Source organism: Pseudomonas sp. lyk4-R2A-10, assembly GCF_030209075.1.
Lineage (GTDB): Bacteria > Pseudomonadota > Gammaproteobacteria > Pseudomonadales > Pseudomonadaceae > Aquipseudomonas > Aquipseudomonas glycinae.
Genome location: NZ_JARVSR010000016.1, coordinates 227,593 through 243,831, shown reverse-complemented (window position 1 = coordinate 243,831; position 16,239 = coordinate 227,593). Strand labels below are relative to the sequence as shown.

Annotated in this window: 22 protein-coding genes; 13 read left to right on the top strand and 9 right to left on the bottom strand. The window is 60.0% G+C overall.

The features are described from left to right. Positions 1 to 136 precede the first annotated feature (136 nt). Together QRN46_RS27220 and QRN46_RS27215 are read left to right on the top strand one after the other, a co-directional pair. Positions 137 to 445, top strand: coding sequence for a YdcA family protein (locus tag QRN46_RS27220; RefSeq protein WP_080511039.1), 309 nt, complete (start codon positions 137 to 139; stop codon positions 443 to 445). A 193-nt stretch (positions 446 to 638) separates the two neighbouring features. Next, the gene (locus QRN46_RS27215) at positions 639 to 1,577 is read left to right on the top strand and encodes a hypothetical protein (protein WP_011334880.1); all 939 of its coding nucleotides are present in this window, start codon (positions 639 to 641) and stop codon (positions 1,575 to 1,577) included. Here QRN46_RS27215 and QRN46_RS27210 read toward each other — a convergent pair. Continuing rightward, positions 1,574 to 1,768: a hypothetical protein gene (locus tag QRN46_RS27210; protein WP_285358431.1), complete on the bottom strand. Its 195-nt coding sequence runs from the start codon at positions 1,766 to 1,768 to the stop codon at positions 1,574 to 1,576. The two genes, QRN46_RS27215 and QRN46_RS27210, sit on opposite strands and share 4 nt — an antisense overlap. A 215-nt stretch (positions 1,769 to 1,983) precedes the next feature. Between QRN46_RS27210 and hcnA the strand changes: the two genes are divergently transcribed. From hcnA to hcnC, 3 genes are read left to right on the top strand one after another with little or no spacing between them, the layout of a single operon-like run. Further along, positions 1,984 to 2,298, top strand: a complete 315-nt coding sequence (gene hcnA, locus QRN46_RS27205; RefSeq protein ID WP_041475585.1) for a cyanide-forming glycine dehydrogenase subunit HcnA — start codon at positions 1,984 to 1,986, stop codon at positions 2,296 to 2,298. Further along, complete coding sequence (gene hcnB, locus QRN46_RS27200; protein ID WP_285358427.1) at positions 2,295 to 3,704, top strand: cyanide-forming glycine dehydrogenase subunit HcnB; 1,410 nt, start codon at positions 2,295 to 2,297, stop codon at positions 3,702 to 3,704. The genes hcnA and hcnB overlap by 4 nt, the downstream gene beginning before the upstream one ends. Beyond that, positions 3,697 to 4,956 carry a cyanide-forming glycine dehydrogenase subunit HcnC gene (gene hcnC / locus QRN46_RS27195; RefSeq protein ID WP_201820301.1) on the top strand — a complete coding sequence of 420 codons (1,260 nt, stop codon included), beginning with the start codon at positions 3,697 to 3,699 and terminating at the stop codon, positions 4,954 to 4,956. Before hcnB ends, hcnC begins: the two co-directional genes overlap by 8 nt. Before the next feature lie 45 nt (positions 4,957 to 5,001). On the opposite strand, the gene QRN46_RS27190 is transcribed toward hcnC, so the two are convergent. Further along, positions 5,002 to 6,810, bottom strand: a complete 1,809-nt coding sequence (locus QRN46_RS27190; RefSeq protein ID WP_011334876.1) for a monovalent cation:proton antiporter-2 (CPA2) family protein — start codon at positions 6,808 to 6,810, stop codon at positions 5,002 to 5,004. A 163-nt stretch (positions 6,811 to 6,973) separates the two neighbouring features. Between QRN46_RS27190 and QRN46_RS27185 the strand changes: the two genes are divergently transcribed. Beyond that, the gene (locus tag QRN46_RS27185) at positions 6,974 to 7,888 is read left to right on the top strand and encodes a LysR family transcriptional regulator (RefSeq protein WP_011334875.1); all 915 of its coding nucleotides are present in this window, start codon (positions 6,974 to 6,976) and stop codon (positions 7,886 to 7,888) included. Here QRN46_RS27185 and QRN46_RS27180 read toward each other — a convergent pair. Together QRN46_RS27180 and QRN46_RS27175 are read right to left on the bottom strand one after the other, a co-directional pair. Next, a complete protein-coding gene (locus QRN46_RS27180; protein ID WP_011334874.1) occupies positions 7,878 to 8,648 on the bottom strand; it encodes a substrate-binding domain-containing protein in 771 nt (256 codons plus the stop codon). The genes QRN46_RS27185 and QRN46_RS27180 overlap by 11 nt on opposite strands. A 10-nt stretch (positions 8,649 to 8,658) precedes the next feature. After that, positions 8,659 to 9,951: an MFS transporter gene (locus QRN46_RS27175; RefSeq protein WP_064380585.1), complete on the bottom strand. Its 1,293-nt coding sequence runs from the start codon at positions 9,949 to 9,951 to the stop codon at positions 8,659 to 8,661. Between the two features lie 282 nt (positions 9,952 to 10,233). Between QRN46_RS27175 and QRN46_RS27170 the strand changes: the two genes are divergently transcribed. Both QRN46_RS27170 and QRN46_RS27165 read left to right on the top strand, forming a co-directional pair. Then, entirely contained in the window at positions 10,234 to 10,542 is a 309-nt protein-coding gene (locus QRN46_RS27170) for an RcnB family protein (RefSeq protein ID WP_064597595.1), read from the top strand. Positions 10,543 to 10,641: 99 nt separating this feature from the next. Further along, the gene (locus QRN46_RS27165) at positions 10,642 to 11,106 is read left to right on the top strand and encodes a hypothetical protein (RefSeq protein WP_285358419.1); all 465 of its coding nucleotides are present in this window, start codon (positions 10,642 to 10,644) and stop codon (positions 11,104 to 11,106) included. A gap of 3 nt (positions 11,107 to 11,109) precedes the next feature. Here the strand turns inward: QRN46_RS27165 and QRN46_RS27160 are convergent, their stop codons facing one another. Then, positions 11,110 to 12,186, bottom strand: a complete 1,077-nt coding sequence (locus tag QRN46_RS27160; protein WP_285358417.1) for a sensor domain-containing diguanylate cyclase — start codon at positions 12,184 to 12,186, stop codon at positions 11,110 to 11,112. Positions 12,187 to 12,327: 141 nt separating this feature from the next. Between QRN46_RS27160 and QRN46_RS27155 the strand changes: the two genes are divergently transcribed. Both QRN46_RS27155 and QRN46_RS27150 read left to right on the top strand, forming a co-directional pair. Next, positions 12,328 to 12,666 (top strand): FKBP-type peptidyl-prolyl cis-trans isomerase, encoded by a 339-nt coding sequence (locus QRN46_RS27155; protein ID WP_064380576.1) that lies wholly within the window; start codon positions 12,328 to 12,330, stop codon positions 12,664 to 12,666. Between the two features lie 42 nt (positions 12,667 to 12,708). Beyond that, a complete protein-coding gene (locus tag QRN46_RS27150) occupies positions 12,709 to 13,119 on the top strand; it encodes a hypothetical protein (RefSeq protein WP_085746050.1) in 411 nt (136 codons plus the stop codon). A gap of 70 nt (positions 13,120 to 13,189) precedes the next feature. On the opposite strand, the gene QRN46_RS27145 is transcribed toward QRN46_RS27150, so the two are convergent. The 4 genes from QRN46_RS27145 to QRN46_RS27130 form a co-directional block, all read right to left on the bottom strand. Further along, entirely contained in the window at positions 13,190 to 13,498 is a 309-nt protein-coding gene (locus QRN46_RS27145; RefSeq protein ID WP_285358414.1) for a hypothetical protein, read from the bottom strand. 27 nt (positions 13,499 to 13,525) lie between these two features. Next, a complete protein-coding gene (locus QRN46_RS27140) occupies positions 13,526 to 13,765 on the bottom strand; it encodes a pyocin S6 family toxin immunity protein (RefSeq protein ID WP_236177626.1) in 240 nt (79 codons plus the stop codon). Positions 13,766 to 13,882: 117 nt separating this feature from the next. Next, positions 13,883 to 14,164 carry a hypothetical protein gene (locus QRN46_RS27135; protein ID WP_285358408.1) on the bottom strand — a complete coding sequence of 94 codons (282 nt, stop codon included), beginning with the start codon at positions 14,162 to 14,164 and terminating at the stop codon, positions 13,883 to 13,885. Positions 14,165 to 14,174: 10 nt separating this feature from the next. After that, on the bottom strand, positions 14,175 to 14,546 hold the full coding sequence (locus tag QRN46_RS27130) for a DUF6124 family protein (protein WP_085746053.1): 372 nt from the start codon (positions 14,544 to 14,546) through the stop codon (positions 14,175 to 14,177). A gap of 588 nt (positions 14,547 to 15,134) precedes the next feature. Between QRN46_RS27130 and QRN46_RS27125 the strand changes: the two genes are divergently transcribed. The 3 genes from QRN46_RS27125 (at position 15,135) to QRN46_RS27115 (ending at position 16,231) form a co-directional block, all read left to right on the top strand. Next, on the top strand, positions 15,135 to 15,458 hold the full coding sequence (locus tag QRN46_RS27125; RefSeq protein WP_065258430.1) for a type II toxin-antitoxin system RelE/ParE family toxin: 324 nt from the start codon (positions 15,135 to 15,137) through the stop codon (positions 15,456 to 15,458). 3 nt (positions 15,459 to 15,461) lie between these two features. Further along, the gene (locus QRN46_RS27120) at positions 15,462 to 15,773 is read left to right on the top strand and encodes a helix-turn-helix domain-containing protein (RefSeq protein WP_096822566.1); all 312 of its coding nucleotides are present in this window, start codon (positions 15,462 to 15,464) and stop codon (positions 15,771 to 15,773) included. 182 nt (positions 15,774 to 15,955) lie between these two features. Continuing rightward, positions 15,956 to 16,231, top strand: coding sequence for a metal/formaldehyde-sensitive transcriptional repressor (locus tag QRN46_RS27115; protein WP_011334838.1), 276 nt, complete (start codon positions 15,956 to 15,958; stop codon positions 16,229 to 16,231). The last annotated feature ends 8 nt before the right edge of the window (positions 16,232 to 16,239 follow it).

Genomic DNA, 16,239 nt, shown 5'->3' with positions numbered 1-16,239 from the left:
GCGGGCGCTTTAAATTAACTTTCATGTTTTAGCCGTCATTAGTCGCAGTCGCCGAATTATTTTGTGAAACGTTGATATCATATGGCCATATTTTTCAAGGAGTGATGCCGTGAGCCGGTTGATTCGTGGTGGCTGGATGCCGATGGCCGGGATGTTGCTGGCGCTGCTGAGCGCTTCGGCACTGGCCGCCAACACCCCGTGTTCCGGGAAAAAGGGCGGCATCGATCGCTGCGACGGCGATCTGTTCCTGTGCAATGACGGCTCCATCAGCGGCTCGAAGAAGAGCTGCGCCGCCATGTTCGGCATCCGCGAACAGGCGCGACCGCAACAACTTCTGCAAAGCAACGATGGCTGTGATTGCGGCACCGGCTCATTCTGCACCGGGCCGCGCGGCGGCGTGTATTGCCTGACTCCGAGTGGCAAGAAAAGCTACAAACGCAAATGACCGGGCTTTTGTGCCAATGCATAAAACCCGCTGTTATTGAGCCGTTGTTGCAAATTGCATGGTCCTGGGAAGTTCAGACTTTTTAACTGATTGAATCCAAACGATTTATTTAGTGTCGGCGACTGGCACGGTCACTGCAATTCCTCTGATGACGAGTTGTAACACCATTTTTCATGCCTGGAGCACTACAACAATGAATAGATCCTCTGATGGGTTTTATCCTGCCTACGAAGGAGAGTCGAGCAACGTCTCGGGGGTGTCCTGGGGCGCGATCTTCGCAGGGGCTGCCGCTGCGGCGGCACTGTCGCTGATTCTCGTGCTGCTGGGCTTCGGTCTGGGCTTCTCCGCCGTATCACCGTGGGCAGGGGAGGGTATCAGCGCCAAGGGGCTGGGCATTTCCACCATCATCTGGCTGGCGGCCACGCAAATCATCGCTTCGGGGCTCGGTGGCTACATCGCTGGTCGCTTGCGAGTGAAGTGGGCCAACATGCACGGTGACGAGGTGTATTTCCGCGACACCGCTCATGGCTTTCTCTCCTGGTGTGTAGCGACTCTGGTCACCGCAACGCTGGTGGTCGGCTCGGTCAGCAGCATCGTCAGCGGTGGCGTGCAGGCCGGTGCAAGTGTCGCCGGTGGCGCAGCCAGTGCGATGACTCAGGCGGCGGGTACTGCCGCGGCCAACACCGACAGTGATCAGTACGGCTACTTCGTCGACAGCCTGTTTCGCGACGATCGTCCCGCCGCCGTCAGCGATGACGCCGCCCGTGGCACCGTGACCCGGATCTTCGCCCAAAGCCTGGCCAACGGTCAGCTCAGCGCCGAAGACCGTACCTATCTCGCACAACTGGTCGCTCAGCGTACCAACCTGACCCAGGCCGACGCCGAACGTCGGGTCGATGAAATCTACGCCCGTACCCAGAAAGCTATCGCGGACGCCAAGGTGAAAGCGCAACAAGCCGCCGACACCGCCGCCAAAGTCGCTGCCTGGACCACGCTGTGGATGTTCATCGCATTGTTGGCCGGTGCGTTCTTCGCCAGCCTCTCGGCCACCTTCGGCGGTCGCCGCCGGGATGCGGTCGAGTACGTCGAAGTCGAAACCTACACCACGACCACGCTGCCGCCCGTCCGTTAATCAAGGAGAATCACCATGCGCTCACTACTGCTGTTTTTCCTCGGCGTTCCAATCCCGATCATCATCCTGATCGCCCTCTTCGTGCACTGATTCCTTGAGGCACATGCCTTGGCCGCTTCCATCTTCGGGTTGAAGCGGCTTTTTGCTTTCTGCGCGGGGCCGAAGGCGCAGAACCGTACAGTCATTTCCATGGCCTGGATCAATATCCGTTAACGCAATATCCCCTAACGTGAAATTTCCAGGCCCTTGCCGCTGGATCGACTACATTGCTTGCGCGCACTCTGCTGCGCGAGCAAAACCCGCCTGCCGGCCCGATAGAGAGCGATAACCCCCACGAGCCGGCAAGGTGTAGTGCAGCAAGGAGCTGTTTCAACCTCACCTGAACTTTTCACGGATGATCATCGCAATGCACTGCCTAGAAAGAACCTTCGATATCCAGCCTTTGGCGCAGGCGGATATGACTGTCCATATCAACGGCCAGCCGGTCACCGCCGCCATCGGCGAAACCGTGCTCAGCGTCATTCAGTCCCTTGGCGTGCGCCAAGTGGCGCGCAACGATCACAACCAGATCAGCGGTGCCTATTGCGGCATGGGCGTGTGCCAGTGCTGCCTGGTGAAAATCAACGGCCGGCACAAGCGTCGAGCCTGCCAGACCGTGGTGCGCGAGGGCATGCTGATCGAAACCCAGGCCAACCGTATTCACGGGCAGGAGGTGCTATGAGCCTGCATCCGGTGATCGTCGGCGGTGGCCCGGCGGGAATGGCCGCGGCCATCGAACTGGCCCTGCATGGGGTGCGCTGCACTTTGCTCGAAGAAGCTTCGCGCCTTGGCGGCGTGGTCTATCGCGGGCCGCTGCGTGACGGCGTGCAGCTGGATTATCTGGGGCCGCGTTACTCCGAGGCGTTGGGCAAATTGCACGGTGATTTCCAGGAGCAGTCCGGGCTGATCGACGTGCGCCTCAACCACCGCGTAGTCGGCGCAGAAGGCACGCGTTCGCTGGTGGTACTGGACGGCGACGAGCGGCTGCATGAAATCCAATACCCGCAGTTGCTGCTGGCCGCCGGTTGTCACGAGCGCAGCGTGCCGTTTCCAGGCTGGACGCTGCCCGGCGTGATCCTGCTGGGCGGTCTGCAATTGCAGATCAAAAGCGGGGTGGTCAAACCGCAGGGGCCGGTGGTGATCGCCGGTACCGGGCCGCTGTTGCCGCTGGTGGCGACCCAGTTGCATGCGTCGGGCGTGAGTGTGGCGGGGGTCTACGAGGCCTGCGCATTCGGCAAGATTGCCAAGGAAAGCCTGGCACTGCTGAACAAGCCGCAGCTGTTCCTCGATGGCTTGAGCATGCTCGCCTACCTGAAACTGCACAGCATCCCGATGCACTACGGCTGGGGCGTGGTCGAAGCGCACGGCGAAGGCGAACTGAAAAGCGTCAGCGTGGCACCGTACTCGGCAACGTGGGAGCCGGACCTGAGCCGGGTTGAACGCTTCGAAGCGAAGACCCTAGCCGTCGGCTACGGCTTCATCCCGCGCACGCAACTGAGTCAGCAAATGGGTCTGGATCACGGCTTCAGCGACGACGGTTACCTGCGCGCCAACGCCAATATCTGGCAGCAAAGCAGCGAGCCCCACGTGCATCTGGCCGGTGACATGGGCGGGATTCGTGGCGGCGAAGCGGCGATGCTCGCCGGCAAGATCGCCGCCACTTCGATCCTGCTGCAACGCGGCGTGCTGGAAGAAGAGCTGGCGCGGGTCCGTCGCGACCGTTACCTGAGCAAACTCAAAGCCATCGTACGTTTCCGCGCCGCAGTGGATCGCTACACCGAACGCGGCGTCGGGCAGACCGCATTGCCGGCCGCCGACACGGTGATCTGCCGCTGCGAACACGCGACCCGCGCCGACATCGACCGGGCGCTGGAGCAGGGCGTGCAAGACATCGCCAGCCTGAAAATGCGCACCCGCATAAGCATGGGCGACTGCCAGGGGCGGATGTGCGTCGGCTATTGCAGCGACCGCTTGCGTCAGGCCTCCGGGCGCAAGGATGTCGGCTGGCTGCGCCCGCGTTTCCCGATCGATCCGATCCCTTTTTCCGCGTTCCAGTCCCTCGGCACGGAGGCCGTTTCCCATGAGTAAGTTCTATGACGTGGTCATCGCCGGCGGCGGTGTGATCGGCGCCTCCATCGCCTATCAGTTGTCCAAACGCAAAGGCCTCAAGGTTGCGCTGATCGACGCCAAGCGTCCGGGCAACGCGACCCGCGCTTCGGCCGGCGGTTTGTGGGCGATTGGCGAGTCAGTGGGGCTGGGCTGCGGGGTGATTTTCTTCCGCATGATGTCGGCCAGCCGCAAGCGCGAAACCCAGGGCGCGGCGGTGGCGGTGGACGCCAGCACGCCGCACATTCTGCCGCCGTCGTTTTTCGATTTCGCCTTGCAGTCCAACGCGCTGTACCCGGCGCTGCACCGCGAACTGCGCGACAACCACGGGATGGATTTCAAGTTCGAAAAGACCGGGCTCAAGTTCGTGATCTATGACGATGAAGACCGGTTGTACGCCGAGCACATCGTCAGTTGCATTCCGCACTTGGCCGATCAGGTGCGCTGGCTGGATCAGGCGGCGTTGCGCGAGTCCGAGCCGAGCGTCAGCCATGAGGCACGCGGGGCGCTGGAGTTTCTCTGCGACCACCAGGTCAGCCCGTTCCGCCTGGCCGACGCCTACACCGAAGGCGCCCGGCAGAATGGCGTGGACATGTACGTCAACACCAACATCACCGGCGTGTTGCATCACGGCACCCGGGTGACTGGCGTACAGACGGCCGAAGCCGGGGTGTTCCACTGCAAAACCCTGATCAACGCCGCCGGCGCCTGGGCAGCGGACTTGAGCGAGTGGGCCACGGGCATCCGCATTCCGGTGAAACCGGTTAAAGGCCAGATCCTGCTCACCGAACGTCTGCCGAAAATCCTCAACGGTTGCCTGACCACCAGCGATTGCTACATGGCGCAGAAGGACAACGGCGAAATCCTGATCGGCAGCACCACCGAGGATAAGGGCTTCGACGTCACCACCACCTGGCCGGAAATCGCCGGGCTGGTGCAGGGCGCGGTGCGTTGTTTGCCGGAACTGGCGGACATCAACCTCAAACGCACCTGGGCCGGGTTGCGGCCGGGCTCGCCGGACGAATTGCCGATTCTCGGGCCGATGGCCGGGGTCGAGGGTTACCTCAACGCCTGTGGGCATTTCCGCACCGGGGTGCTGACGTCGGCGATCACCGGGGTGTTGCTGGACAAAATGGTCAACGATGAACCGCTGCCGCTGGACATCACGCCGTTTCTGGCGGACCGGTTTGCAGAGGCGCCCCTGAAGGAGGAGCGGGCGCTGGAGATGGCCTGATCAGAACCTTCCCGCGCATTGCGCGGGAAGGATTGATGGCGGGGCTCAGGACTTGCCCGATTGTTCTTCCAGTTGATCCGACTCGAACAACCGGGCCAGTTCCGCCCGCGCTTCCTGGGCGGTCTGCAGCACTTTGGCCGCGTCGTCGTACACCGCGTGTTGAGCTTCCAGCACCTGTTCGTCATGGTGCTTGAAGCGCTTGATCCGCGCATCGGCCTGGGCCTGGGTCAAGCCAAGGCCAACCAGGGTGCGGCGGCTCATTTCCAGGCTTGAGTAATAGGTCTCCCGGATCGGATCGGCCCCCACATCCACCAGCCGATGCACATGCTGCCGGTTACGCGCCCGGGCGATGATCTTCATGTCTGGGTAGAGCTTGCGCACGATCTCAGCGGTCTTGATGTTGGTTTCCGGATCATCCGTGGCAATCACGAAGTACTCCGCTTCACCGACCTTGGCCGCACTGAGGATTTCCGGACGCATCGGGTCACCGTAGAACACCGGTACGCCACCAAAACTGCGCGACAGTTCGATGGTTTCCACCGAGGTGTCCAGCGCCACGAACTTGATGTTCTGCGCCCGCAGGATCCGCGCCACGATCTGCCCCATGCGGCCCATGCCGGCGATCACTACCCGTGGGGATTCGGTCTCGATCTGGCGGAATTTCTCCGGCACTTCCACCGGCTGCACCTTCGGGCTGACCAGCCGTGCGCAGACCAGCAGCAACAGCGGCGTGACGGCCATCGACAGGGTGATGGTCAGCACCAGCAGGTCGTACAGACGTGGTTCAAACAGGCCTTGATCGCGGCCAATCTTGAACACTACGAAAGCAAACTCACCGCCCGCTGCCAGCACGATGCCGAGGCGAATCGCGCTGACCTTGTTCAATCCACCGGCCAGACGCCCGACTACAAACAACAACGGCAACTTCAGGGCGATCAGCAACAGCGTCAGCCCCAGCACCGTGATCGGCGCGCTGAGCAGCAGACTGAGGTTGGCGCCCATGCCGACGCTGATGAAAAACAGCCCCAGCAGCAGGCCCTTGAACGGCTCGATCTGCGCTTCCAGCTCATGGCGATATTCCGAATCCGCCAACAGCAACCCGGCGAGAAACGCGCCCAGCGCCATCGACACACCGACCATGTCCATCAGCCATGCGGTGCCGATCACCACCAGCAACGCGGTGGCGGTAGAGACTTCCGGCAGACCGGTTTTCGCCACCACGCGAAACACCGGACGCAACAGATATCGCCCGCCGATCACCACCACGGCGATACTGCCGAGCACCTGCAAACTGTGACGAATATCGTCGGCGGTGCTGGTGTGGTGATCGACCCCCGCGAGCATCGGCACCAGGGCGATCAACGGGATCGCGGCGATGTCCTGGAACAGCAGAATCGCAAACGCCAACCGCCCGTGGGGGCTGGTCAGTTCCTTGCGCTCGGCGAGGCTTTGCAGGCCGAATGCGGTGGACGACAGCGCCAGGCCCAGGCCCAGAACAATCGCGCTGTTCAGCGGCTGGCCGAACACCGACAACGCCAGCACACCGATCACCGAACCGGTCAGCAGCACCTGCGCCAGACCCACGCCGAACACCGATTTGCGCATCACCCACAAACGTCGCGGCGACAGCTCAAGACCGATGATGAACAACAGCAGCACCACGCCCAGTTCCGAGATATGGCTGACACTTTGCGGATTGCCGATCAGACCCAGTACCGACGGGCCGATGATCACCCCGGCAAACAGATAACCGAGCACCGCGCCCAGTTGCAGACGCTTGGCCAGGGGAACGGTGAGCACGGCGGCCAGGAGAAAGACGACGGCGGCTTGCAACAGATTGCCTTCATGGGGCATGAGCGGAACTCCAGTAACGCGGTACGGCGGGGGGCGACAAGGATAAAGGCTGAAATCATTGCAGATCTACCGCACAGCCTGCTTGAGCAGATGTGCTTCTGTAATAATTTGCATCAATTGGTTACATTTATAACCTCAACGAATCAATTCCTTCGAGTCTTTCATGGCCATCAACTTCGACCTCAACGACCTGCAAGCCTTTCGCGCCGTGGTCGAGCAGGGCAGTTTCCGCAAGGCCGCCGACACCGTGCGCCTGTCGCAACCGGCCCTGAGCCGGCGCATCGAAAAGCTCGAAGACGCTCTCGGCGTGAAGCTGTTCGAGCGCACCACGCGTAAGGTCAGCCTGACCCAGGCCGGACGCGGTTTCATGCCCAGCGTCGAACGCTTGCTCGACGATCTGGACGTCGCGTTGCTCGGCATCAGTGAGGTCGCCTCGAATCGGCAGGGCCACGTGACCGTCGCTTGCGTGCCGTCGGCGGCGTACTACTTCATGCCGAGCGTCGTCGCCCGTTATCACCGGCAGTTTCCGCGAATCAAAGTCAAAGTCCTCGACTCCAGCGCCCACGACGTGCTGAGCGCAGTGGTCAACGGCGAGGCGGATTTCGGCCTGAGTTTCATGGGCACCCAAGAGGCGGGCGTGGATTTCGAGCCGCTGGTGCAGGAGAGCTACGTAGTCGCCTGTCGCCGCGATCATCCGCTGGCCGGGCGCAGCAGCGTCACCTGGGACGAGTTCTACCGGCAGGATTACATCTCGCTGGACAAGACTTCCGGCAATCGCTTTTTGCTCGATCAGGCCCTGGCCAAAGTGGTGCCGCAGCGCCCGAGCATCTGCGAGACGCGGCATGTGACGACCATGATCGGTCTGGTGGAAGCGGGATTGGGTGTGGCGGCGGTGCCGCTGATGGCGATGCCGGCGGCGGATCATCCGATTCTGACGCGGGTGCCGCTGACCGATCCGCAAGTGATGCGCAGCGTCGGCATCATCAAACGCCGGGGTCGCACGCTGACCCCGGCGGCACTGGAACTGGAGCGGCTGGTGGTGGAAATGAAGGTCCAGCCGCCGACGGTCAGCGCTTGACCGAATCCAGCCCGGTGGCCTGCACGTCAGGCTGGGCTGCAGGTGCGGCCAGATAAGCGAGCAACGCCTTGGCTTCCTGCGGGTGCTGCGCGCCCACCGGAATCCCCGCTGCAAACCGCGTTACCGACTGCACCGATTCCGGAATCTTCGCCACAAAACTCACCCCCGGCACCGGCAGCAATTCGCTGACCTGCTGGAAGCCCAGTTGATAGTCGCCGTTTGCGACCACCGAACCCACCGGGATTTTCGGGATCATCTTCGCCTTCGGTTTCAGCTGATCTTCGATACCCAGTTTCTTGAACAATTGCTGCTCGATGTACACGCCGCTGGCGCTGTCGGAGTAGGCCACCGATTTTGCATCGAGCAGGGTTTTCTTCAGAGCGTCGACGTTGCTGATGTCCGGTTTCGGCGCGCCTTCGCGCACCACCAGGCCGATTCGCGAATCCGCCAGTTCCACCCGCGAAGCCGGATCAACCTTGCCTTGCTTGATCAGATCATCGAGGGCGTAGCCGACCATGATCACCACGTCGGCCTTTTCACCACGGGCGAGGCGATTGGGGATTGCCTCCGGCGCCTTGCCCATCGACGGGCCGAGTTGGGTGTCCAGCGTGTTGCCGGTGGCGGCGGCGAATTTCGGCCCGAGGATCTTGTAGGCGGCGGTGAAACCGCCGGAGGTCATGACCCGCAGTTCTTCGGCCTGGGCCGCAACGTTGAACGCAAGACCGGCAAGCAGGGCGGTAACGGTAAACAGTTTTTTCATGGTGATGTTCTCAGGCAGTAACAGGTTGCAGACGACCGCCGGCCCGGCGATACAGATAAAGCGTCGCGCCCAATGCGCAGAGCGCGCCGATGCTCATCCAGTAACCCGGTGCCGCTTTGTCGCCGGTGTACTGGATCAGGAAGGTCGACATCGCTGGAGTGAATCCGCCGAACACGGCAGTGGCGAGGCTGTAAGCCAGGGAGAAACCGGCCACTCGCACTTCCACCGGCATGATCTCGGTCAGCGCGGGAATCATCGCGCCGTTGTACAGGCCGTAGATAAACGACAGCCACAACAGCGACAGCAGCATGTGACTGAAGCTCGGCGCCTGCACCAGGTACGACAGCGCTGGATACGTGGTGGCCAGCGCCAGCAGCGCCATGGCGATCAGCACTGGACGGCGGCCGACGCGATCGGACAATGCACCGCCAATCGGCAGCCAGAAGAAGTTGGAAACGCCCACCAGCAATGTCACCAGCAACGCATCGGATGTGCTCAGGTGCAGCACGGTTTTGCCGAAGGTCGGTGCGTACACGGTGATCAGGTAGAACGCAGTGGTAGTCAGGGCAACCATCAGCATCCCGCCCAGCACCACGCCCCAGTTCTGACCGAGGGTGCGGAACACTTCCTTCATGCTTGGACGATGTTTGCGAGCGGCGAACTCTTCGGTTTCCGCCAGATTGCGCCGCAGAAAGAAGATGAACGGAACGATCATGCAGCCGACGAAAAACGGAATCCGCCAGCCCCAATCGGCGACAGCTTCCGGCGCCATCCATTGGTTCAAACCGTAACCGAGCGCGGCGGCGACGACGATGGCCACCTGCTGACTGGCCGACTGCCAGGCGGTGAAAAAGCCTTTGCGACCGGGCGTGGCGATCTCCGAGAGATACACCGAAACCCCGCCCAGTTCGGCACCGGCGGAGAAGCCTTGCAACAGGCGCCCGATCAACACCAACGCCGGGGCGAACAGGCCAATGGTTTCGTATCCGGGCACCAGCACAATCAAGATCGTGCCGCTGGCCATGATCGACAGGGTGACAATCAACCCTTTGCGCCGACCGACGTCATCAATGTACGCGCCGAGCACGATAGCCCCCAGCGGACGCATCAAAAAGCCTGCGCCGAACACTGCGAAAGTCATCATCAGGGACGCGAACTCACTGCTCGCCGGAAAGAACACCGCCGCGATCTGCGTGGCGTAGAAGCCGAACAGAAAGAAGTCGAACTGTTCGAGGAAGTTACCCGAGGTCACCCGGAAAATGGCGCCGGCCCGCGAGCCGCCGTGTGGGATTGAGGCTGTCATAGAAAAGTACTCCACCGCTTTTATGACGTGCGCGACGGGGAGGCGGCGCACGGTTTTTATTGGGGCGGATAGTGGCGCGCAGGGATCGATTTGTTAATTGCATTGTTGGCATGGATTGATGTGCAAGGCGGATCAATCGAGATCGTTGTGGGAGCTGGCTTGCCAGCGATGGCGTCATGACTGGCGACTACAATCGCCGGCTCAGCGCCATCAAAAAACAAGGAATGATTCCAGAACCCCGCAGTCGGAGTTCAGGTATCACACATTTCAGGAGGTTCACCGATGAACAACAAGACCCTAATCGCCAGCCTGGCCCTCGTCGCCGGCATCGCCGGGATCAGCCCCCTCGTTCAAGCGGCGCAAACCTCGAACGACACCGTCGAGCAATCACCGACCGGCAACCGCGAACTGAACGTCAACGACCGCGCCCCGGACATTTACCAGCGCAGCGAAAAAGCCATCAAAAACTGGAAACAGAAAGGCCTCAAGCAGCCGGAACCGCAGGCGCAGTGGGTACAGATCAACGATAAATATGTGATGGTGATGATCACCAACGGGACGATTGTGGCGATTCAGCCGGTGGAGCGCTGACCTCAAGCAACAATTGGCCATGGACGGTTGATTGCATTCGAGCGCCATTCCGGTAAAACGCGAGGGCGTTTCGAGTGACTGGATGTCAGGAGCAATAGGTTGGAAAAGAAACCCCTTTATCGCAAAGAAAACACCACCGCCCACAACGTCTGGCGCAACAACCCGGGCGGGCATTACCGGCATCAGCGAAATACCAAGGCTGAAATCCACAGCGAGGCTATACGCGGGTCGATGCATGGCATTAAGCATCATGGCTACGATTACACGCCGTTGTTTCGCTTTCTGTTGTCGCGAGTCGGCGGTGATTGGGACGAGATTTTCAGTGAAGCGGTGTCGCGGCTGGATCGGCAAGAGCCGGTGTTCTGGATGGTCGCTCTGCATGAACATGAGAGAAGGGATGTCGTGGGGATGGGCGAGTCCAGCATCTACAGCGGGTTATACGTCGATGAGAACAAGCGCCTGCAAATCGTCAATCCCGCCCTGAAAGCCGAAGACATGACGCCCAGCTGCCGGTGCTGCACGCATACCTTCAATGGCGTTGTATTCGGTACGCCCGAGCGCTGAAATTCAATCAGCCCGGCCATGACTCAGCGTCTGCCCGCCGCCCAACCGATACTGATTGTTCCCACTGCGCTTGGCCTCATACATCGCCAGATCCGCAATGTGCAGCAAGCGATCCATGGTCGGCGCATGGTCGGGGAAGACAGCAACGCCGAGGCTGGTGCCGATGTGGCGTTGTTCGTTGCCGATGGGGATTGGCGGGGACAGTTCGATAAAGATTTTCTGGCAGATGCTGCGCGCTTCGTCCTGCAGGTTCAGTCCGGGGGCGAGGCCTTGCAGGATGACTACGAATTCATCGCCGCCGATGCGCGCGACGGTGTCGCTGACCCGCAGGATGCGTTTCAGGCGCGTGGCGGTGGTGATCAGAACGCGGTCGCCGGCGGCGTGACCGTAGCGGTCGTTGATCGCTTTGAAGCCGTTGAGATCGATAAACACCAACGCCACCCGCGTCTCGGTCATGCGCGCATGTTCCAGTGCTTCCGATAGCCGTTCTTCCAGCACCAGCCGGTTGGGCAGTCCGGTCAGCGGGTCGAAGTGGGCCAGGTGCTGGAGGTAGCTGGCCGAGGCCTTTTCTTCGGTGATGTCGCGCACCACCCCCATCATCTTGATCACCGCGTCGTGATCGTTGCGCACCACATTGCCGGTTTCCCGCAGCCAGCGGATTGTGCCGTCTGGCCAGACCACGCGGTACTCCTCGTCGTGGTTTTCGCCGGTCTCCAGGCATCGCAATTCCCCGGCGCGCACCCTGGCGCGGTCATCGGGGTGTACGCAGGAACAGAACAGCGCGTAGGAGGGCGTCACTTCGCCGATCTTGAAGCCGAACATGCCGAATATTGCGTCGGACCAATAGAGTCGATCCGTGTCGACTTCCCAATCCCAAGTGCCGATCCGCGCAAAATACTGGCTGCGCTTGAAGCGGTCGGCGTCGCCATCCTGACGGATGTTCTGGCCCTCGGCGGCGCGGGTGAGCAGTTCGCGATACTCGGCGAGTTGCTGACGAAGCGCGCGCACTCGCCGGATCAGAACGGCAATCAAGACCAACAGCACAACGACAATGGCGAAGCTGATCCAGAGTTGAGTCATTCAAGCGTCGCTGTCATGGCGTATCGATCAGGATTGGTAGCGGGTGGCCATCATCCATCACGGCCGACGTAGGGTCAAACGGTTGCCAATGGCCGGTATTTCTGGGAAAACGGCGGCCAGCGGAACAATAGAGTGAATGTTATGAATGATGAACTGCAGATAATCGATCTTCAGACCGGAGACGGAAAAGCCGCCGTCAAAGGCGCGTTGATCACCACCCAATACACGGGTTGGCTGGAAGACGGCACCGAATTCGATTCGTCCTGGAGCCGGGGCAAGCCGTTTCAGTGCGTGATCGGCACGGGCCGGGTGATCAAGGGCTGGGATCAGGGGATCATGGGCATGCAGGTGGGGGGCAAGCGCAAACTGCTGGTGCCGGCGCATCTGGGTTACGGCGAACGGACGATGGGCAAGATTCCGCCGAATTCGAATCTGGTGTTCGAGATTGAGTTGCTTGAGGTTTTGACGCGGGAGGATTGAATCCGGCGTGCAGAATTGATGATCGCATTCAGGGATTAGCACATGGACGTGTGGCACATGATTTCTCAGATTGCCGAGTGGTTGGGCGAGAAACACTCGTCGCACGGGCGCTGGTCTTACGGGTATATGGCTGTGCTCAACGCTGCTGTGGGGGTTGGCACTTGGGTTGTGGCCAGGGAACTGATGGCAAAGCGCAAAGTGCTCAAGGATCGTGTGACAACGACGCTTGCGTCTGGAAGCCTTACAGCGACTTCCTTCGCAGAAGAAGACGGGCAACAGGTCAGATTCACCGGCGTTCTGCTGGAGGAAGAGGGGATTTATACCGTGACCCTGACTCGACAAGATGTTCAAGGCTCCGTTGTTTCTTCGAGCGACGGACTGCACTCGCTGGAGGAGGTCGAGGCTTACTTGAGGGGGCATACGCCTTTCATTCTGTCTGACTTTCGACGGTGATTGCGTCTGCACACAAAACCCGTTGTGATGAGGGAAAACCCTGATCAAAACGTCCTGCAAGGGCTTTAAATCAGGTAAATGCCTCAATATCGTCAAGCGTGTCTGCGATCACGCCTTCCAGCGAGGGGAATCTTGTCTTTACCTCCTCCAGCGCTGCAAAGGCAATGTCTTTGTCCAGCTCGCAGTGTCTTCGAGCAACGTGGCCGAGAGCGGTAATGGCAGAGGTGAGAACCGACTCATTGCTGCTGGCGAAATACTTCAGGCAGGTTTGCTGAGCCCAGATTCTGTCTGATTCGTTCAAGCCAATAGAAATCAATCCAGCGACAACATTCCTTTCCACGCCGCTTTCAAGAAGCCTCACTGCTTCATCGTGGTTCACTGTTGGTTCCTGATAGGAAAGACTCAACTATTCCCGAACCCCGATAAAAAGATCTAGTTCAGTTGGTAGGTGTTCATTAAGGACTGAAGCGATTTGCCGGACCTGACCTTCATTCAATAACCATTCTCCGGCCTCGCTTTCTTCCAGGCTTTCCCAACCCAGCAACGCTAAAACCGCAGCTTCTGCCTCAGGCTTCACTGTCAGTTCAAACTTCAAAGAGTCGTCCTCTTCATCACCTTTCAAAAAGCCACTTATCCATAAAAACATTAAAAGCCTCCTGTATTTACTTGGGGGTTAACCTGTTATTGGAGAGCTCGGAAAACACTGAACCCGCTGCCTCCCTCCACTGAGACAGCGGGTTTTTCTTGCCTTGTACCCCAGGTGTTACGCAGCCATTGCCATCTCATCCAGCGTCGCGGCAACCGTACCGGTCAGGCTTGGAAATCTGCGTTTTACGCTGGCGAGTGCCGGCAGCAGGCGGTTGCGGTCCAGTTCGCCATGGTCGCGGGCAATCTGGGCGAGGGCGGTGAGGGCGGCGCTGACGATGGATTTCCGTTCGCTCTCGAGCAGTAGCAGACAGGCTTTCTGGGCCCATTGGCTGTCTTTCTCGTTGAGGCCGATGGAGATCAGGGCGGCGACGACGTGTGCATCGGATTTGCTTTCCATGGGGTGTTCCTCAGGTCGTGGCATCGAGAGTGTCCAGCGCCCGGTTCACGGCGAGCTCGCCACACATCACCACTTGGGCGATGCCCAGCACGGTGCTGCGGTAGGGCGGGTCCAGCAGCGCGGCGAAGTCGCTGAGCATCACGCTGGCCGAAGCCATCGACTCGCAGGCGTGGGCCAGCAGGGCATGCTGATCGATGTGGGGGGCGATGAGGAACATGCGGCCGGGGCAGTGCTGTTTCGGGGCGGTGGGTTTCAGGTAATGGTCGAGGGCGCGCTCGGCGGCTTCGTGGAGTTTTTTTGAGTCGGTTGTGGAGTAGGGAGAGGTTGGGTCGGATTCGGACTGGATGTCTGTTTCCGGAGGATTGGGTGTTGGCTTGATCATTTGCTTAGAACCTTTCAATTGAGGCTTACACCGTCATTTGCGACTAAACAAATTGGGTGGCAGCTATGCGCAGGTTAGTCGACCGGTGGTTCTAAGCTTTCCCGGCGCACCCGAAGGTGCCCTGCGCACAGCTACCATTAAGTACAGGCGTAGAAATGCCTGACAGAAATGACTCTATGCAGCTTAAAACCCACCGAGCGACTAAACCCGTTCACTGACCATTCAGTGATGCGAATCAAGTTACGGGCAGGCTCCAAACCGCACAAGCCGGCGGATTCTGGCGTAGTTGTAGGCAAAGGCGCAAGGCAATGTAGCCTCCCGGATGGGGGCAAAATGATGCGTCATTTTTCAGTCCGCCATCGCGAGCAAGCTCGCTCCCACAGGGGCTCTGTGTCGGCTTATCAAGTGTGCCGACTCGCGAATTTCTGCTTTGTGCTACCAAATGTCAGATAAGCCAATTCAAACTTGATTTATATCGATTTCGATATAGTCTGCTGGGATGTGATCGCTGCCATTCCTTGCAACACACCGCCGCGACACGATTCCGTCCGGGCTATTACGCTTTTCCTTCCAACACAGGAGAAGTCAATGCCAAGACACAAGGACGTGGTATTTGTCGGGAGTGCGCTCAAGGATCTGAGAGCTTTTCCCCTCGATGCTCGCAGAGCTGCCGGATTCCAATTGGATCTGTTGCAGCAGGGTGACGAACCCTTTGACTGGCGCCCCATGAAGACCGTCGGGCGGGGCGTCAATGAAATCAGAATCACCGAGGATTCAGGAGCGTTTCGAGTGTTTTATGTGGTCAACCGGCCTGACGCGATTTATGTGCTGCACGCCCTGCAAAAGACCACGCGCAAAACCGAGACGCGAGACATAGAACTGGCACGGGCCAGATACCAGGAAATAGGTTGAACCATGACGGATCATCAAAACTCTTCCCAGCGTTTCGCAAGCGTCTGGGATGCACTGGAAGACACGCCGCAGGAAGCGGCCAACATGCGCCTGCGGGCCAAGCTGATGCGCACGTTGTGCGAAACGATTCGTGCCTGGGAGCTTCCGCAGAAGGAGGCGGCCAAGCGTCTAGGCATCACCCAGCCGCGCCTTAACGACGTACTCAACGGCAAAATCGACAAGTTCTCTCTGGATGCGCTGGTCAACCTGTCGGCTGCAGCGCAACTGGACGTAGACCTCTGCTTCTCGTCGTCCTCGCCACTGCAATGGGCCTGACAGACGAGGGTTCCCAACGATCCTGCCTCTGAAACACCTTCCAGAGTCGGTTGCCGACTGACGCTCCGCCTCAATCCTTTCACGTCAAAAATTCAAGCTGCGACGGATGGTCGAAAACAGGCCTTGCCCCTCTCGATCGGAACAGCGACTATGCTCGCCATATAGGGGTAGGGGGTATAGGTATGTCGCACACGCACGAACACAAAGGCGAGTTGCTCAACCGGGTCCGGCGCATTGCCGGGCAGGTTCAGGCTGTTGAAAAAGCGCTGGAATCCGAGGCCGATTGTGCCAAGACGTTGCACCTGATGGCGGCGATTCGCGGCGCGGTCAATGGCTTGATGGAGCAGTTCATCGAGGCCCACGCCCGCGAGCATGTCGCCCGTCCCGACCTCAGCGACGAAGCCCGCGCCCAGGGCGTGGAAGAGTTGCTGCTGGCCATCCGCCGATATTCCAAGTGAGCGCCGAC

What these genes read in the sequence shown, in the direction of transcription:
- QRN46_RS27160 (WP_285358417.1), bottom strand. Translation starts at nt 12,186, where the DNA reads ATGACTCAACTCTGGATCAGCTTCGCCATTGTCGTTGTGCTGTTGGTC.
- QRN46_RS27155 (WP_064380576.1), top strand. Translation starts at nt 12,328, where the DNA reads ATGAATGATGAACTGCAGATAATCGATCTTCAGACCGGAGACGGAAAA.
- hcnB (WP_285358427.1), top strand. Translation starts at nt 2,295, where the DNA reads ATGAGCCTGCATCCGGTGATCGTCGGCGGTGGCCCGGCGGGAATGGCC.
- hcnC (WP_201820301.1), top strand. Translation starts at nt 3,697, where the DNA reads ATGAGTAAGTTCTATGACGTGGTCATCGCCGGCGGCGGTGTGATCGGC.
- QRN46_RS27170 (WP_064597595.1), top strand. Translation starts at nt 10,234, where the DNA reads ATGAACAACAAGACCCTAATCGCCAGCCTGGCCCTCGTCGCCGGCATC.
- QRN46_RS27185 (WP_011334875.1), top strand. Translation starts at nt 6,974, where the DNA reads ATGGCCATCAACTTCGACCTCAACGACCTGCAAGCCTTTCGCGCCGTG.
- QRN46_RS27120 (WP_096822566.1), top strand. Translation starts at nt 15,462, where the DNA reads ATGACGGATCATCAAAACTCTTCCCAGCGTTTCGCAAGCGTCTGGGAT.
- QRN46_RS27125 (WP_065258430.1), top strand. Translation starts at nt 15,135, where the DNA reads ATGCCAAGACACAAGGACGTGGTATTTGTCGGGAGTGCGCTCAAGGAT.
- QRN46_RS27220 (WP_080511039.1), top strand. Translation starts at nt 137, where the DNA reads ATGCCGATGGCCGGGATGTTGCTGGCGCTGCTGAGCGCTTCGGCACTG.
- hcnA (WP_041475585.1), top strand. Translation starts at nt 1,984, where the DNA reads ATGCACTGCCTAGAAAGAACCTTCGATATCCAGCCTTTGGCGCAGGCG.
- QRN46_RS27150 (WP_085746050.1), top strand. Translation starts at nt 12,709, where the DNA reads ATGGACGTGTGGCACATGATTTCTCAGATTGCCGAGTGGTTGGGCGAG.
- QRN46_RS27215 (WP_011334880.1), top strand. Translation starts at nt 639, where the DNA reads ATGAATAGATCCTCTGATGGGTTTTATCCTGCCTACGAAGGAGAGTCG.
- QRN46_RS27130 (WP_085746053.1), bottom strand. Translation starts at nt 14,546, where the DNA reads ATGATCAAGCCAACACCCAATCCTCCGGAAACAGACATCCAGTCCGAA.
- QRN46_RS27190 (WP_011334876.1), bottom strand. Translation starts at nt 6,810, where the DNA reads ATGCCCCATGAAGGCAATCTGTTGCAAGCCGCCGTCGTCTTTCTCCTG.
- QRN46_RS27175 (WP_064380585.1), bottom strand. Translation starts at nt 9,951, where the DNA reads ATGACAGCCTCAATCCCACACGGCGGCTCGCGGGCCGGCGCCATTTTC.
- QRN46_RS27135 (WP_285358408.1), bottom strand. Translation starts at nt 14,164, where the DNA reads ATGGAAAGCAAATCCGATGCACACGTCGTCGCCGCCCTGATCTCCATC.
- QRN46_RS27115 (WP_011334838.1), top strand. Translation starts at nt 15,956, where the DNA reads ATGTCGCACACGCACGAACACAAAGGCGAGTTGCTCAACCGGGTCCGG.
- QRN46_RS27140 (WP_236177626.1), bottom strand. Translation starts at nt 13,765, where the DNA reads ATGTTTTTATGGATAAGTGGCTTTTTGAAAGGTGATGAAGAGGACGAC.
- QRN46_RS27210 (WP_285358431.1), bottom strand. Translation starts at nt 1,768, where the DNA reads ATGGAAATGACTGTACGGTTCTGCGCCTTCGGCCCCGCGCAGAAAGCA.
- QRN46_RS27180 (WP_011334874.1), bottom strand. Translation starts at nt 8,648, where the DNA reads ATGAAAAAACTGTTTACCGTTACCGCCCTGCTTGCCGGTCTTGCGTTC.